Annotated in this window: 16 protein-coding genes; 5 read left to right on the top strand and 11 right to left on the bottom strand. The window is 63.0% G+C overall.

Features of this window, described 5'->3' with window-relative positions; translation table 11 throughout:
- The first annotated feature begins 100 nt into the window (after positions 1–100).
- Positions 101–547, top strand: a complete 447-nt coding sequence (nikR, locus tag V1290_RS19070; protein ID WP_334365836.1) for a nickel-responsive transcriptional regulator NikR — start codon at positions 101–103, stop codon at positions 545–547.
- A gap of 76 nt (positions 548–623) precedes the next feature.
- Here the strand turns inward: nikR and V1290_RS19065 are convergent, their stop codons facing one another.
- On the bottom strand, positions 624–899 hold the full coding sequence (locus V1290_RS19065) for a metal-sensitive transcriptional regulator (RefSeq protein WP_334365835.1): 276 nt from the start codon (positions 897–899) through the stop codon (positions 624–626).
- A gap of 50 nt (positions 900–949) precedes the next feature.
- Between V1290_RS19065 and V1290_RS19060 the strand changes: the two genes are divergently transcribed.
- The gene (locus V1290_RS19060) at positions 950–3,346 is read left to right on the top strand and encodes a heavy metal translocating P-type ATPase (protein ID WP_334365834.1); all 2,397 of its coding nucleotides are present in this window, start codon (positions 950–952) and stop codon (positions 3,344–3,346) included.
- Between the two features lie 268 nt (positions 3,347–3,614).
- On the opposite strand, the gene V1290_RS19055 is transcribed toward V1290_RS19060, so the two are convergent.
- Positions 3,615–4,562 carry a hydroxymethylglutaryl-CoA lyase gene (locus tag V1290_RS19055; RefSeq protein ID WP_334365833.1) on the bottom strand — a complete coding sequence of 316 codons (948 nt, stop codon included), beginning with the start codon at positions 4,560–4,562 and terminating at the stop codon, positions 3,615–3,617.
- A gap of 120 nt (positions 4,563–4,682) precedes the next feature.
- On the opposite strand from V1290_RS19055, the gene V1290_RS19050 reads away from it, so the two are divergent.
- Positions 4,683–5,435, top strand: a complete 753-nt coding sequence (locus V1290_RS19050) for a sulfate transporter family protein (RefSeq protein ID WP_334365831.1) — start codon at positions 4,683–4,685, stop codon at positions 5,433–5,435.
- Between the two features lie 67 nt (positions 5,436–5,502).
- Here the strand turns inward: V1290_RS19050 and nth are convergent, their stop codons facing one another.
- Complete coding sequence (gene nth, locus V1290_RS19045; protein WP_334365830.1) at positions 5,503–6,255, bottom strand: endonuclease III; 753 nt, start codon at positions 6,253–6,255, stop codon at positions 5,503–5,505.
- Between the two features lie 23 nt (positions 6,256–6,278).
- On the opposite strand from nth, the gene V1290_RS19040 reads away from it, so the two are divergent.
- Complete coding sequence (locus V1290_RS19040) at positions 6,279–6,800, top strand: DUF2244 domain-containing protein (RefSeq protein WP_334365829.1); 522 nt, start codon at positions 6,279–6,281, stop codon at positions 6,798–6,800.
- A 56-nt stretch (positions 6,801–6,856) separates the two neighbouring features.
- Positions 6,857–7,753, top strand: a complete 897-nt coding sequence (locus V1290_RS19035) for a methylated-DNA--[protein]-cysteine S-methyltransferase (RefSeq protein ID WP_213286838.1) — start codon at positions 6,857–6,859, stop codon at positions 7,751–7,753.
- 155 nt (positions 7,754–7,908) lie between these two features.
- On the opposite strand, the gene V1290_RS19030 is transcribed toward V1290_RS19035, so the two are convergent.
- The 8 genes from V1290_RS19030 to V1290_RS18995 form a co-directional block, all read right to left on the bottom strand.
- Positions 7,909–8,532, bottom strand: a complete 624-nt coding sequence (locus V1290_RS19030) for a 2,3-bisphosphoglycerate-dependent phosphoglycerate mutase (protein ID WP_334365828.1) — start codon at positions 8,530–8,532, stop codon at positions 7,909–7,911.
- A gap of 23 nt (positions 8,533–8,555) precedes the next feature.
- Positions 8,556–9,371: a 4-hydroxy-tetrahydrodipicolinate reductase gene (gene dapB / locus V1290_RS19025; RefSeq protein ID WP_334365827.1), complete on the bottom strand. Its 816-nt coding sequence runs from the start codon at positions 9,369–9,371 to the stop codon at positions 8,556–8,558.
- Positions 9,372–9,590: 219 nt separating this feature from the next.
- The gene (locus V1290_RS19020) at positions 9,591–9,776 is read right to left on the bottom strand and encodes a hypothetical protein (RefSeq protein WP_334365826.1); all 186 of its coding nucleotides are present in this window, start codon (positions 9,774–9,776) and stop codon (positions 9,591–9,593) included.
- A gap of 16 nt (positions 9,777–9,792) precedes the next feature.
- Entirely contained in the window at positions 9,793–10,866 is a 1,074-nt protein-coding gene (locus V1290_RS19015) for a helix-turn-helix transcriptional regulator (RefSeq protein ID WP_334365824.1), read from the bottom strand.
- A gap of 182 nt (positions 10,867–11,048) precedes the next feature.
- Entirely contained in the window at positions 11,049–11,471 is a 423-nt protein-coding gene (locus V1290_RS19010) for an HlyD family efflux transporter periplasmic adaptor subunit (RefSeq protein WP_334365821.1), read from the bottom strand.
- Between the two features lie 28 nt (positions 11,472–11,499).
- Positions 11,500–12,297 (bottom strand): biotin/lipoyl-binding protein, encoded by a 798-nt coding sequence (locus V1290_RS19005; RefSeq protein ID WP_334365820.1) that lies wholly within the window; start codon positions 12,295–12,297, stop codon positions 11,500–11,502.
- Between the two features lie 86 nt (positions 12,298–12,383).
- Entirely contained in the window at positions 12,384–14,069 is a 1,686-nt protein-coding gene (locus V1290_RS19000) for a type I secretion system permease/ATPase (protein ID WP_334369089.1), read from the bottom strand.
- 156 nt (positions 14,070–14,225) lie between these two features.
- Positions 14,226–15,584 (bottom strand): calcium-binding protein, encoded by a 1,359-nt coding sequence (locus tag V1290_RS18995; protein WP_334365819.1) that lies wholly within the window; start codon positions 15,582–15,584, stop codon positions 14,226–14,228.
- Positions 15,585–15,837: the final 253 nt, after the last annotated feature.

Here is a 15,837-nt window from a genome sequence, read left to right as displayed (position 1 = left end):
CGCGCGACCGCATCAGTTCGATTTGACCGGGCGCCTCATGTTAGCAAGTGAAGTATGACGACTCAACAGGAATATCATACTGCGTCAGGACGGATTTGGGATGCAACGGATCACCATCACCATCGAAGACGAACTGCTTGCCGAGATCGACGCGGCCGCGGAAGCCCGCGGCTACCAGAACCGCTCCGAGATCATCCGCGATCTCGCCCGCGCCGGCCTGCAGCAAAGCGCCGAGAACGCCACGCCGTCGAGCCAATGCGTCGCTGCACTGGTCTACGTCTACGATCATGCCGCGCGGGATCTCTCGAAACGGCTGATACAGAATTTCCACGGCCATCACGATCTGTCGCTGGCGACGCTGCATGTGCATCTCGACGACGATAGCTGCATGGAGGTGACAGCGCTGAAGGGCGCAAGCGGCGAGGTCCAGCACCTGGCCGATCACATCATCGCCGAGCGCGGCGTGCGTTACGGACGCGTGGTGATGATCCCGACGTCTTCGGAGAAGAAACCGCGGGCGCGCAGGCACACGCACCGGCACGACTGACGCTGATCTGGATCAAGGCGGCGGCTGGCTCGGAAGCAACAATCGCCGACCATCTCACGAGACCATTGCCGCGATGCTACCGGTCCGAGCGCCCGATCACGTCCATCAGTTCAGCGATCTTTTCGCGCTGATCGGCCTTGTTGCCGCTGGTGATGGCGTGCTCGACGCAGTGCGCCACGTGATCCCGCAAGACCTCCTCCTCGACGCGCCGCAACGCTGCCCGGACGGCGGAGATCTGGGTGACGATGTCGATGCAATAACGGTCCTCATCAACCATTCGTGACAGGCCGCGGACCTGGCCCTCGATCCGGTTGAGACGCTTCTGACAGGACGCCTTGATGTCTTTTCGCATGCGGCCTATATACCCCCACAGGGTATAGGTTTCAAGTGCCGGAGATGATGATGAACAACAATGAAAACGCCGATCGAAACGGCGCTTCGAAGGGCGCGTGCTGCGGCGGGCATGGCCACGCCAGTCACAGCCACCACGGCCATCAAGCCGCCGGCTCGGCAACGGTGCGCGATCCCGTCTGCGGCATGACCGTCGACCCCGCGATCAGCAAGCACTGCTTCGACTATCATGGCGAGACTTTTCATTTCTGCTCGGCCGGCTGCCGCACCAAATTCGCCGCCGATCCCGTCGCTTATCTCCATAAGGACAAGGCACCGAAGGCCGCCGTACCGGAGGGTACGATCTACACCTGCCCGATGCACCCCGAGATCCGCCAGGTCGGTCCTGGAAGCTGCCCGATCTGCGGCATGGCGCTGGAGCCGGAGGTGGCAAGCCTCGATGCGCCGCCCAATCCAGAACTGGCGGACATGACGCGTCGCTTCTGGATCGGCCTCGTGCTCGCGCTGCCGGCCGTCGTCCTCGAAATGGGCGGCCACCTCGTCGGCGGCCATGGCTGGGTCGACCAGACGCTGTCGAACTGGATTCAGCTAGCGTTCGCCACCCCGGTCGTGCTCTGGGCCGGCTGGCCGTTCTTCGTGCGCGGCTGGCAGTCGCTGGTAACGCGCAATCTCAATATGTTCACGCTGATCGCGATGGGCACCGGCGTGGCCTATGCCTACAGCGTGGTCGGGACGGTTGCGCCCGGCATCTTCCCGGCCACCTTCCGCGGCCATGGCGGTGCGGTCGCGATCTATTTCGAAGCGGCGGCGGTCATCACCGTGCTCGTGCTGCTGGGCCAGGTGCTCGAACTCCGCGCCCGCGAAGCGACGTCAGGCGCGATCAAGGCGTTGCTGCAACTTGCGCCGAAGACCGCGCGCCGCATCGGCGACGACGGCACGGATCATGAGGTCAAGATCGACGCGTTGGCGGTGGGCGACAAACTGCGGGTCCGGCCCGGCGAGAAGGTGCCGGTCGACGGCGTCATCCTCGAAGGCCGCTCCTCGCTCGACGAAGCGCTGGTAACGGGCGAATCCATGCCGGTCACCAAGGAACCTGGCAGCAAGGTCATCGCCGGCACGCTCAACCAGTCCGGCGGCTTCATCATGCGCGCCGACAAAGTTGGCCGCGATACGCTGCTTTCCCAGATCGTGAAAATGGTGGCGGATGCGCAGCGCTCCCATGCGCCGATCCAGCGGCTGGCCGATCAGGTTTCCGGCTGGTTCGTGCCCGTTGTCATCGCCGTGGCGCTGATCGCATTCGGCGCCTGGGCCTGGTTCGGACCGGAGCCGCGCATGGCATTTGGCCTGGTCGCCGCCGTCAGCGTCCTCATCATCGCCTGCCCCTGCGCGCTCGGCCTCGCCACGCCGATGTCGATCATGGTCGGCGTCGGCCACGGCGCCCAGGCCGGCGTTCTGATCAAGAATGCCGAGGCGCTGGAGCGCATGGAGAAGGTCGACACGCTGGTGGTCGACAAAACGGGCACGCTGACCGAGGGCAAGCCGAAGGTGGTCAGCGTCGTGACGGCCGCGGGATTTGAAAAGGCAGAAATTCTGCGGCTGGCGGCGAGTGTCGAGCGGGCGAGCGAACACCCGCTGGCCGACGCCATCGTGCGGGCGGCCAAAGAGCGCAATCTCGATCTCGGCAAGGTCGAAACATTCGATTCGCCGACCGGCAAGGGCGCCACCGGCAAGGTCGACGACAAGACCATCGTGCTCGGCAACGCGAACTTCCTGCAGTCCCTCGGCATCGATGCCAGCCCGTTGAACGAACAGGGCGAACGTCTGCGCGGCGACGGCGCGACGGTGATCAACATGGCGGTTGACGGCAAGCTTGCGGGATTGTTCGCGATCGCCGATCCCGTGAAGGCGTCGACACCTGACGCCCTAAAGGCACTTGCGGCGGACGGCATCAAGGTCATCATGCTGACCGGCGACAACAGGACCACGGCGAACGCCGTCGCACGCGGCCTTGGTATCGCCGAGGTCGAGGCGGAAGTGCTGCCCGATCAGAAGAGCGCGGTGGTCGCAAAACTGCAGAAGGCCGGCAAGATCGTTGCGATGGCCGGCGACGGCGTCAACGACGCGCCGGCGCTCGCCGCAGCCGAAGTCGGCATTGCAATGGGCACCGGAACGGATGTTGCGATGGAAAGCGCCGGCGTCACCTTGCTCAAGGGCGACCTCGGCGGCATCGTCCGCGCCCGCCGGCTGTCGCAGGCCACCATGCGCAATATCAGGCAGAACCTGTTCTTCGCCTTTATCTACAACGCCGCCGGCATCCCGATAGCCGCCGGCATTCTCTATCCGGCGTTCGGGCTATTGCTGTCACCGATCATCGCGGCGGCGGCGATGGCGCTATCGTCGGTCAGCGTCGTCGGCAACGCGCTGCGATTGCGGCTGGCGCGGCTGTAGGAGTCGCTCCGGACGACGATAGGGCAATGTGCGACACTCTCACCGCACGAACGGTGAGCTCCCTCCCCCCTTGCGGGGGAGGGCTGGGGAGAGGGGTTCTCTCCACGCGCACGGACCGGACAGATCGTCGATAGCTTTGCCCACGGGTCCCGTTGACAACGAGCACTGCCGTTGCGGCCACCCCTCTCCCTAACCCTCCCCCGCAAGGGGGGAGGGAACATACTTCCCGTGTAGAAGCGTCGTCGTAAGCCAACTCAGTCGACGCCCATCACGCCGCCTTGGCCGCCTTCCCGCGCGGCAATCCGGCGCGTGCCAGCCCGCCATACAGCGTCTCACCCGGCATTTCCGATTTCAGAATGCCGCGCACCGCGATCAACTTTTCAATATCGATGCCTGTGGCAAATCCCTTGCTCTCGCACAGAAACACCAGATCCTCGAACACCACGTTGCCGGTCGCGCCCGGCGCGAACGGGCAACCACCGAGGCCGCCGAGCGATCCATCGAGCACGCGCGCGCCGGCATCGAGCGCGGCGGAAGCGTTGGCGATCCCCATGCCGCGCGTATCATGCAGGTGAATGCAGATCGGCTTTCCACCTGCGATCTTCACTGCGCCTGCGACGAGTTCGCCGACCTGCTTCGGCCCGGCATAGCCGACCGTGTCGGCGATCGCGACCATGTCGACGCCGGCCTCGAACAGCTTTTCCGTCAGCCGCAGCACTTCGGCAGGGTCTACCGGCCCGACGATCGAACAGCCCAGCGCCATCGAGATCGCGGCGTTCACCACCGGTCTGTGCGCGCTGGCGTCGCGCAATTCACAGAGCCGCCTGACGGTGTCGATTGCGGATGCGCGCGACCGGTTGGCGTTGGCCTGGCTGTGTTCTTCAGTAGCCGAAACCACCGAAGCTACTTCGGCCACGCCAGACGCCAGCGCCTCGTTGACGCCACGCTCGTTCAGCGTCAGCGCGATGCCGTAGGCGCCGGGCAGCGACGCCACGGTCCCGATGATGTCGCGCACATCGGCGAACTGCGGAAACGTCTTTTGCGGCAGGAACGAGCCAACCTCGAAATGGCGCACACCCGCGGCATACTCATCGTGCATCCAGCGCTGCTTGGCGGATGTGGACGGAAATCTCTTCACGAGCTGCAGGCCGTCGCGCAGGCCCACCTCGCGCAGCACGATCTTGTTGTCGGGATAGATCTCCTCAACACGGGTCATGGCAGCCTCATGCGGCATTGTTCTTGACGGCAGTCTCGCCTCCCGGGGGGCAGGCTCTTGCCGAAGCCCTTGCGGCTATCTACCTCTCGCGAGGGCTTTTTCACAAGAGGCAGAACCGCCATGTTGGACGCCGCCGCCAAGGCGCTTTCGCAGATCCTGTCGCCGCCGATGCGCACCATCCTGTGGCGCTCGATCGGGCTGGCGCTGGTGCTGATTACGGTGCTGGCCGTTGGCTTGCAGCGCGCGTTGAGCTGGTTCGCTGAGTACGGCGAAGTCTGGGCCGAGGCGATGCTCGGCCCGGGCTTCCACACGTCGCTCAATATCCTTTCCTGGATCATCTCGATCGCGGCCGGCCTTGGCGTCGTGCTCGGCGGGATCTTCCTGATGCCGGCGGTCACCTCGCTGGTTGCGAGCGTGTTCGTCGATGACGTCGCCGAGCATGTCGAGCGCGAACACTATCCGGCGGAGCGTCCCGGCGACGCGCTGCCGCTCGGCGTCGCCATCCCCGAGGGCATCAAGACGGCGCTGCTCACCATTCTGGTCTACCTGATTGCGCTGCCCTTCGTGCTGTTCGCAGGCGCGGGCTTCCTGATCTTCTTCATCGCCACGGCGTGGCTTTTGGGCCGCGAATATTTCGAACTCGCCGCCATGCGCTTTCGCCCGCCGGCGGAAGCCAACGCGATGCGCAGGGATCACGCCGCGACCGTGTTTACCGCGGGCCTCTTCATTGCGGCGTTCGTGTCGATTCCGATCGTCAATCTGGCGACGCCGCTATTCGGCATGGCCTTCATGGTCCACATGCACAAGCGGTTATCGGGCCCGCGGCCGGAGTTGATCGAGCCCGCGCGCAAGCCGGGCATGCCGGTGGTGTAATCCTCTCCCTCTCCCTCTCCCTCTCCCTCTCCCTCTCCCGCTCTTCGCGAGGAGAGGGAGAAGGGACTCACACCGTCTTTTCGGGCCACTGGCACAGATCGTTGATCAAGCACACCTCGCAGCGCGGCTTGCGGGCGAGGCAGGTATAGCGCCCGTGCAGGATCAGCCAATGATGGGCGTGCCGCATGAATTCCGGCGGGATCACCTTTTCCAGCCCTAGCTCGACCTCGAGCGGCGTATTGCCGGACGCGAGACCGGTGCGATTTCCGACGCGGAACACATGCGTATCGACCGCCATGGTGTGTTCGCCATAGGCCATGTTGAGCACGACGTTGGCGGTCTTGCGCCCGGCGCCGGGCAGCGATTCGATTTCAGCGCGGGTGCGCGGCACCTCGCCGCCGAATTCATCAATCAGCTTTTGCGATAGCGCGATGACGTTTTTCGCCTTGTTGCGATAGAGCCCGATGGTCCTGATGTAGTCGCGCACCTTGTCTTCGCCGAGCGCCAGCATCTTCTCCGGCGTATCGGCCACCGCAAACAGCGCGCGCGTCGCCTTGTTGACGCCGGCGTCGGTCGCCTGCGCCGACAGCACCACCGCCACCAGCAGCGTGTAAGGGTTGAGATGTTCGAGTTCGCCCTTCGGCTCCGGATTGGCCTTGCGAAATCGGCTGAAGGCCTCGTGGATCTCGGCCGGCGTCCAGGGTTTTGGCTTCGGCGATTTCTTCGGCTTGGGCAACGCCTTGGCGCCCCTCTTCGTCGGCTTCTTCGGCACGGACGGAACATTGGTCTTGGCGCCGGAAGCGCGGATGATTTTGGCCATGATCGGGGATATACTGATACGCGATGACCGCAAGCAACGACTTTGATCCGACGCTTGATCAGCCGACGCTGTTTTCGGCGCGGGTGACGCCGCATCGTTCGCTCAACCGCACCGGCTTTTTGGTGCTGATGATTTTCATCGGCGGCGTGAGCTTTGTCGCCGGCATCGCATTTATGCTGATGGGCGCCTGGCCAGTGGTCGGCTTTTTCGGCCTTGATGTGCTGGTGATTTACTGGGCGTTCCGGGTCAATTTTCGCAGTGCTGATGCCACCGAGGACATCATGGTGACGCCGACGGAGTTGCGCGTCCGGCGGGTCAGCCATCGCGGCCATCTGATGGAATGGTCGTGCAATCCGCTCTGGGTGCAACTGGAGCAGACCGGCGACCCGGAATTCGGCATCGAGCGGCTTTACCTGGTCTCCCGCGGCCACCGGGTATCGATCGGCCAAGTCCTGGGACCCGACGAAAAAGCCAGCTTTGCCAAAGCCTTATTGGCCGCACTACAGGTCGCCAAGCGCGGGCTGACCTATAATCCGGTGGCTTGAGGTGGTTGTCAGAAATCGGGTGGTTTGGAGGCCGCATGCCCCCTAAATCAGACCCTATGATGATATCAGCCATACATGACCAGCGCCTGGCCAAGCCGGGCCACCAGAGCGCCGCGCTGCGCGACTATGACTCGGTGCGCCGGGCCATCGCGTTCATTTCGGAACAGTGGCGGACGCAGCCGACCATCGAGGCGATGGCGGATGCCGCCGCCGTGACGCCGGACGAACTGCATCATCTATTCCGCCGCTGGGCCGGACTGACGCCGAAGGCGTTTATGCAGGCGCTTACCCTGGACCATGCGAAGGGCTTGTTGCGCGATTCCGCGAGCGTGCTCGATGCCGCGCTCGACTCGGGGCTGTCTGGCCCGGGCCGGCTGCATGATCTCTTCGTCACCCATGAAGCGATGTCACCGGGCGAATGGAAGAATGGCGGCGCCGGCATGACGCTGAGTTACGGGTTCCATGCTTCGCCATTCGGCACGGCAATCGTGATCGCGAGCGAGCGAGGCCTTGCGGGGCTCGCCTTCGCCGATCCCGGCGACGAGCCGACGGCGTTCGCCGACATGAAGCGGCGCTGGCCGAATGCGACCTATGTCGAGGACCATGACGGCACCGTTGGCCTCGCCCAACGCATCTTCGATACGCGGCTGTGGCGGCCGGACCAGCCGTTGCGCGTGGTGCTGATCGGCACCGATTTCGAGGTGCGGGTGTGGGAGACGCTGTTGAAGATCCCGATGGGCCGCGCGGTCTGTTATTCCGACATCGCCACCAAGATCAAAAGCCCGAAAGCCTCGCGCGCGGTCGGCGCCGCGGTCGGCCGCAACCCGGTGTCGTTCGTGGTGCCCTGCCATCGCGCCCTCGGCAAAGGCGGCGCCCTAACCGGCTATCACTGGGGCATCACGCGCAAGCAGGCGATGCTCGGCTGGGAAGCGGGGCAGGTCGGATTGCATTGAATTTCGTAGGGTGGGCAAAGGCGCTCTTGCGCCGTGCCCACCATCTCTCCTGATCGTCAACTGAAATGGTGGGCACGCGGAGCCTGTCATCACTCCGCGAGCGGCCTTGCGCTCGTCGCCGGCGCGCATTCGCGCGACCCGTTGGCTTTGCCTACCTACGCCGCCAGATCGAGCTTCGACGCGACCGTCGAATCGGCATTGAGCCGGTAGATCACGGGCGCGCCGGTCGCGAGTTCGCGCTTCAATATCTGCTCGGGCGTCAGCTTCTCCAGCACCATGATCAGCGCACGCAGCGAGTTGCCGTGGGCGGCGACCAGCGTGCGCTCGCCGCGCAGCACGCCAGGCAGAATCTCCTGCACGTAATACGGCAGCGCGCGCGCCAGCGTGTCCTTGAGGCTTTCGCCTCCGGGCGGCGGCACGTCATAGGAGCGGCGCCAGATCAAGACCTGCTCTTCACCCCATTTCTTGCGGGCGTCATCCTTGTTGAGTCCCGAGAGCTCGCCGTAATCGCGTTCGTTGAGCGCCAGATCGCATTTGGTCGGCAATCCGGTCTGGCCGATCTCGGCCAGCGCCAGGTCGAGCGTGCGCTGCGCCCGCTTCAGCACCGAGGTAAAAGCGACATCGAACGTCAATCCCTGCGCCTTCAGCTTGCGGCCGGCCTCTTTTGCTTCCGATACACCCAGTTCGGAGAGGTCGGGGTCCTTCCAGCCGGTGAACAGGTTCTTCAAATTCCAGTCGCTCTGGCCGTGCCGCACGAGCACGAGAAGACGATCGCTCATTCCAGGATTCCGTTTTTCGATGGTTAGAAGTCGGCGAGCCCCAGCACGTCGGTCATCGTGTAGAAGCCGGGCGTCTTGCCCCGCGCCCACAGCGCCGCCTTGATCGCGCCCTGCGCGAACATGGTCCGGTCCTCGGCGCGGTGGGTCAGTTCGATCCGCTCCATCGGACCCGCGAAGATCACGGAGTGATCGCCGGTGACGGTGCCGCCGCGAAGCGAAGCGAAGCCGATATCGCCGGGTCGGCGGGCGCCGGTCTGGCCGTCGCGGCCGCGCGCGGAGCGGGCGTGGAGGTCGACGCCGCGGCCGGCGGCGGCAGCTTCACCGAGCAGGAAGGCCGTGCCCGAGGGCGCGTCGATCTTGGCCTTGTGGTGCATCTCGAGGATTTCGATGTCAAAACTTTCGTCCAGCGACTGCGCGACGCGCTTGACCAGCGCGGCGAGCAGATTGACGCCGAGGCTCATATTGCCGGACTGCACCACCACCGCACGCGAGGTGACGCTCTTGATGACCGCCATGTCTGATACCGACAGGCCGGTGGTTCCGACGATGTGCACCAGGCCGCGTTCGGCGGCGATCGCGACATTGGCGATGGTGGCGGCGGGCACGGTGAAATCCAGAATGCCGTCGGCATTGGCGGACAATTTCCACAGGTCCGCCGACAACTCGATGCCATTGGCCGGCAGGCCGGCGAGCACGCCGGCATCCTTGCCCAGAAGTTCCGAGCCCGGCGCTTCCAGCGCCCCGGTCAGCACCGCACCCGGCGTTTCCGAAATGACGCGCACCAGCGCGCGGCCCATCCGGCCGCCGGCCCCCGCTACGATCAATCGCATATCGGCCATGGCTTTTACCTCTGCACGCCCTATAGCGGGATGAGGCCGATCCGGCAACCAATCAGGCGCTTTTGCGGCTCCCGCCGGCGGCCAAGGCGATCCGGACGGGCGGAGGCGAGGGGCAATCAGGGTGGCGATCCTGCCATGCCCTACTCGATCCTGCCATGATCGGGATCGGTCGGCGTCGTGTCCGCCGACCGAAACCAGATGCCCCGAAGACGGGTTGCTCTAGAGGGTGAGTTCCAGCTTTCTCTCCAGAACCATCCGGCCGTCGCGCTCCATATGTGGCCTTGTAGGTGCCACGTGCATGCTCAATTGAATGCTCTCGGCGATCGCATTGGAAGAAAAGCCCAGTGCCGCCGCGATGGCAAAGGCTCGATAAGAAGTCACACGACGCTTGAAGTCCTGGACCATCGCAAAAGCTGGCGCATCAATTCGGAGGCCGCTTATCAGCCGCACAGAGCAACCGGCAATCCGGTGATATCGGCGCGACGGCCTTTTCGCGCCTGCCGGCTCCGAATGGGGACTGCGTGAGATGATAAAGCAGAAAGAACTCGGCCTGCCGATTAATTCCCAACTTGAGCATGATGCGCTTGGTGTAGGTTCTTACGGTCGCCTCGGTCAACCGAAGGTCGGCGCCGATATCACGTGGACTCTGGAATTGAAGAATCCGGGCGATGATTCTCTCTTCAGCCCAGTTCAAGCCGAAGGCGGATGCAATACGGTGTGCCCCCAGCACTTCATCGAATTGCGGCACGATGACCAACGCCATCCCCCTGTCGCAATGTGTTGGTGCGGCTCCGATCTTGGCGAAGGCAAACTGCTGACGCTCGGTAGAGAGGGGCACGGTTGTGTTCAGCCAGCCCTGACCGGGCCTGGGAATCAACGCCTCGCGGATCGCCACCCTCAAACGCTCGGTTACCAGTCTGCTGGACCCTGCGAGCCTGCCACCATCCACCTTGAGAAGTTCGCCCCTTGCAGATAGTGCTCGACCACAGCGGTTGACCTCGTGAACATGCAGGCCTTCGTCCACGATGAACGCAGGGAATGCCAGGTTTTCCAGCCAGATTTCTGCGTCCGGATGTCGATTGGGTGAACACTGCACGAGGGAATGAGCCGTCTCCCAAACCGTACGCACCGCACGCGCGAGACACGGAATTTCGGCCCGAACCAGCGCAGCCTGCCGCCAACCTGCGACAAACACTACGGTCGATCTGTCGCGAGAGGCAAATCTGCCGATGACGGAATGACCGCTTGTTCCTGGCTCGGAGCCGATCAGTCTCCGCACAAACGTGGTGCGTGCGTTGACAGGTTCGAGAAAGGCGCAATCTGCCCCGGCGCCCTTGCGGGCAATTCGGGCGACGGTCATGGTGCACGAGGGATCGATTGCGGCGTGTCCGATCCGGACCTCGTTAAGCTCCGATCCACCGGTGTGAGACATGGCCGCGACGTAGCAACTGTTGCAATCGAACAGTTCGGCAACAGCCTTGCCGAAATATTCCATCGCGCTCCGGTCTGGGCCTTGCTTCGCAGGGCCCCCTATCGGAGGATCTTCGGCGTACTGAAGAGGCTCGCCGCGCTCAGCGTCATTGAAGCGAAATCCACCCTGCCTGGAGGGTAGTGTTTTGCCATTTTCATGCACGGGCGCCTCCCGTAACAAGATGCCGTCGAACTCATGCCGACGGCTTAGTGCTCCTTAAACGCGCGGTTGATACGCAGTTCCATTGGCTGCAGTAAATATTCCGCAAAGGTTCTTTCTCCCGTCTCGATAAATATCTCAACGGGCATTCCCGGCACTAACGAAGAGAAGTACGAGGCGGTCGGCGCGTCGGTATCGAGTTCCACCTCCGCCATGTAGGACGTGACGCCGCTCTTGGCATCGGTCAGCGCGTCTGCCGCCACGGCGACGACTCTTCCATCGAGCATGGGGCGGCGACGAATATTCAGGGCGTGAACCCGCACGCGCGCGGCCTGTCCGGCATGAACCTCCTCCCGATCTATTGGTTTCAATGCTGCCTCGATGACAAGCCGGTCCTCTGTTGGAACGATTTCGAGGAGCGTTTCGCGGGGCGCAAGCACGGCTCTAAGATCTCGGCTGTTGAGGCCCACGATCTTTCCACTCTCGGGAGCATGCAGTTCAGACCGGCTCAATTGATCCCGCAAAGCGGCAATTCGATGTCGCAGATCCCCAATCTCGCTCGCTCGCCGCATGCCGCAGCTTCGCGACTTCTTGATTCTGATTGAAGCCGAGTTGTCGACGCCTGTCCTCGAGCTCCGCCATTTTGCCTCGCTTCTCCGCCACCGACGCCGAATTGCGAGCAATCTGCCCGCTGGCTTCGGCTTCGGCTCGCTTCAGGGCCAACAGCCGTGGCTTTCGGGCGAGGCCCTTTGAGAGGAGATAGCTGGTGTCAGCTATTTCCTCTTGCAATAACGCAAGTTGCTGCTCGACACCCTTGGTGCTGCTTTCGAAGCCGCGGATGGAGTCCGTCAATTGCAGCATCTGCTGATCGATCATTTTGCGCTCATTCTCGATCGCGGCCAGTCGCGCCGCAAACTCGGCCTCCTGCGTTTGCATGGCAATGCGCGCGGACGCATGGTTCGCGTTTTTCTTCAGTTCGTCAGGAAACAAGATCGATTCTGCGCCGGCCTCTTCTGCCGCCAGCCGCGCCTCCATCGCCAGGACCGAGAAATATTTCGTCGCCAACGAGCCGAGGTTTGCTTCAATCTGGGTGGTGTCGAGCCGGGCGATGAGCTGGCCGGCCTTGACCTGATCGTTCTCCCTGACGTGAATCGATCTTACTATTCCTCCTTCAAGATGCTGGACTGCCTTGCGCTTCGAATGAACCTTTATGACACCTGATGCCACAACCGCGCCGCGAAGCGGGACTGTCATAGCCCACACCCCGAAGCAGCAGAATTGCAGAACGAGCAGCACGCATCCCCATCCGACGATCCGCCGCATATCGGATCGTGGCCGTTCCTTGTGGAGAACGACGACTGCACGATCTTGATCTCTTTCCGTCATCGAGCAGTTCTCCCCGTGGCCAGTTTCGGAGATTCCGTACTGTGCCGGACTACGTGCGGCTTCGAGACGGAGGTGACAGGGAAACGGAGAACGTCATCAGGCGGCCCGAAAGCGAGCTGCACGCCATCCCTCAAAAAGAGCACCGCATCTGCGATGGTCAATAGTCGAGGCCGATGGGTGACAATGACCAGTGTCGTGCCGCGCGCTTTCGCCAGCTCGATGGCGGAACATAGCGCTTGCTCGCCCTCCGGGTCGAGATTGGCATTTGGTTCATCCAGCAGGACTAATTTGCGATTGCCAAAGAAGGCACGGGCAAGACCGATACGCTGGCGCTGGCCACCGGAAAGCTTGCTACCGTCGCGCCCTATTTCGGTCTGGTAGCCGGCTGGCAGAGACTGGATCATCTCATGAGCCTGCGCGAGCATGGCCGCGGCAACGATGTCCTGGTCACGCGCATGCTCTTCAAAGCCGGCGATAGCTTCGGCCACCGTGCCGCCCAGAAGCTGCACGTCCTGAGGAAGGTAACCGACAAACTGACCAAGCTGGTCAGGGTCCCAGTTATGCAGGGCCGCGTCGTCCAGCCGGATCGTGCCGCCACTCGGTCGTTCCAGCCCTGCCATCAGGCGCAGCAAGGTCGATTTTCCGGCGCCAGTTGGACCGATCACGACGACTAGCCTGGAAGGCGGGCATCGAAAATTTATGCCTGCGAGGATTGGGCGCGGCATCGTAGCCGTCCGATATGTCACCCGCTCGACTTCAATTCTGCCGGATGGCGACGGAAGCAGCGTACGTTTCTCTCGAACAAGAACCGGCGCTGCAGCAGCCTGAACTTGTGTCCAGGCCTCGCGCGCGGATGTAAGCACGCGCCGCGCCGAGATCAGACCCTCCATCGGCTGCAGCGTGCGGGCGATCAGGATCGAACTCGCAATCAGGCTGCCCGCCAGCACTTCGCTCTGTAGAACGAGCCAGGCACCTGCGCCGATCGCGGCTACCTGCAATATCGTTCTCACCATGCGCGCCGCAGCGCCGATTGCATAAACGCGCTCGCTGGCTCGAACCACGGGAGACAAGGCCTGGTCGTTGAGGTCCATGAATTCGCGGATGGCACCTCTGGTCCAGCCCATCGCACGCACCAGAGCGGAATGCCGGACAATTCCGTCGAGAGCAGCCTGGGTCTTCTGTGCGGCCTGGGACGACTGCGCAATTTCAGTGCGCGCGATCCAGCGGCTGGCGATGCCCATGGCGAGCAGAATCGCCGATCCGACCAGCGCAATCAGGCCGTACCAGGGGTGCAGAAAGAACAGGATGAAAATAAACGCCGGAAGAAAGGGAGCATCGAGCAGCGATGCAATCGTTGCGCTGGAAAGGAACGTCCTCAACTCGCGTAGCCTTACAAGATCTTGCGCCCTGCTGTCGCCGCGATTGGTGGCATCAACAATCATGCTTTCAAGCACGATGGGAGCGATGTGGCGCTCAAATCTAACCGCAAAGCGACTGAGTAGCCGGCTGCGCAGGGTGTCGAACGCGGCGCTGAAAACAAGAGCAATTACGGCGATCACGGTGAGACCGACAAGCGTTTCGACGCTACCGCTGCTGATCACCCGATCGAACACTTCGATAGAGTACAAGGGCACGACCAGGAGCAGCATGTTGATCGACACGCTGAAGGCGACGATCCACATCAATGCGGATCGCCCCGGAATCAATCCAAGCAGCGAGCGCTGCGCTGGAGTTTCACAACGAGTACGCAAGTGCATGAGCGGCCGGCACTGTCACGAATTGAGTACTGCAGAGGGCCGGAGCGGGGCGGCCCGGCGGCCGCCCCACCGAAGCAGGCATTACACGATTTCGATAAGCGTATCGCCGGCGGCGTCGTTGATGTCGTCGATCGACGTGAATGCCGTTGCGCCACCCGAGATTCCATCGAGCGTGATGCTGCCGAAGCCGAAGTCTATCACCGTATTGGTGCCGTCGTCATCGACGACGACCGTGGTCGGATCAAATCCGACTGCGGCATCGACATTGATCTGATCGCCGTCGTCAAAGCTGAAATCGGTGACTTCGTCGTCGCCGAAGCTGGCTCCGGTTCCATCGCCGAAGTTGAGCGTATCCGTTCCGCCACCGCCGGTCAGCAGATCGTCGCCGGCTCCACCATTGAGGACATCGGCGCCAGCGCCGCCGTCCAGCTCGTCGTCACCGGCATCGCCGTTCAGAGTGTCGGCGGCGGCACCGCCCGCCAGTATGTCGGCTCCGTCGCCGCCATTCAGCGTATCGCTGCCGTCGCCGCCATCGAGCGTGTCATCTCCGGCATCGCCGTCCAACGTATCGGTGCCGTCGCCACCGCTGAGCTCGTCGTCTCCGTCGCCGCCGCTCATGACGTCGTCACCCGCGCCACCGGCCATGACGTCGTCGCCGGCGTCGCCAGACATCGTATCGTTGCCGGCACCGCCATCCATGGTATCCGCGCCGGCGCCACCATTCATGGTGTCGTCACCGTCGTCGCCATTCAGCGTATCGTTGCCGGCGCCACCATTCAGAACGTCGTTATCGGCACCGCCGTTCAACTCGTCATTGCCCAGGCCGCCGTTGAGCGTATCGGTTCCCGCGTCGCCGTTCAGGACATCATCGCCGAGACCGCCATTCAGCGTATCGACGCCGTCACCGCCGTTCAGCTCGTCGTTGCCGGCACCGCCATTGAGCGTGTCGTCACCGGCATCGCCCCAGAGGGTATCGACACCGGCGTTGCCGCTAACGGTATCGTTTCCATCTCCACCGTGGATGTCGTCATCGCCTGCGCCACCAGACAGAACATCATCGTCAGCTCCGCCGTCGATAATGTCGTTACCGGCGTTTCCATTGATCGTGTCCATGCCGGCGTTTCCGTTCAGCGTATCGTCTCCGGCGCCGCCATTGATCTCATCATCGCCATCGCCACCGGTGACCTCGTCATTCCCGGCATTGCCATTCAGCGTGTCGTTGCCCGCCCCGCCGTCGATTACATCGTCGCCGGGCCCGCCGCTCACCTCGTCATCGCCTTCCAACGCGGTTATCGTATCCATGCCGGCGAGGCCGTTAATCTGGTCGTCCATTGCCGTGCCAGGTAATGTGTCGTCGCCAGCCGTTCCATTGATGAGTGCCATGGTTTCTACTCCTTGCGCCCGCGCGTTCGCGATGCGGGTCGGCTCGCGGCCCGTCATGCACTAGCGATTTTGTGTTGGCTCGATTTCCATCACGATCCATGTGGAGTTCGATGGCGCGCAACTTGATGAAGCCGGGGCGGCGTCACAATCCCCAGTTGGGGACAAAAGAAATGTCGGATAGCGGACGTTGGGCCCGCAGACCCCGCGTTCGCTTGGAATGACGATCAGCTATTTGCTATTTTTCGACGGGAGCCGATCGGCCAGGCACGATCGGAAACATTCGCACATATTTCTTGATGCGATTTTCTTT

The organism is Bradyrhizobium sp. AZCC 1578, assembly GCF_036924675.1.
Lineage (GTDB): Bacteria > Pseudomonadota > Alphaproteobacteria > Rhizobiales > Xanthobacteraceae > Bradyrhizobium.
The sequence above is the reverse complement of the archived record's forward strand: the minus strand, read 5'-3'. Positions and strand labels throughout refer to the sequence as shown.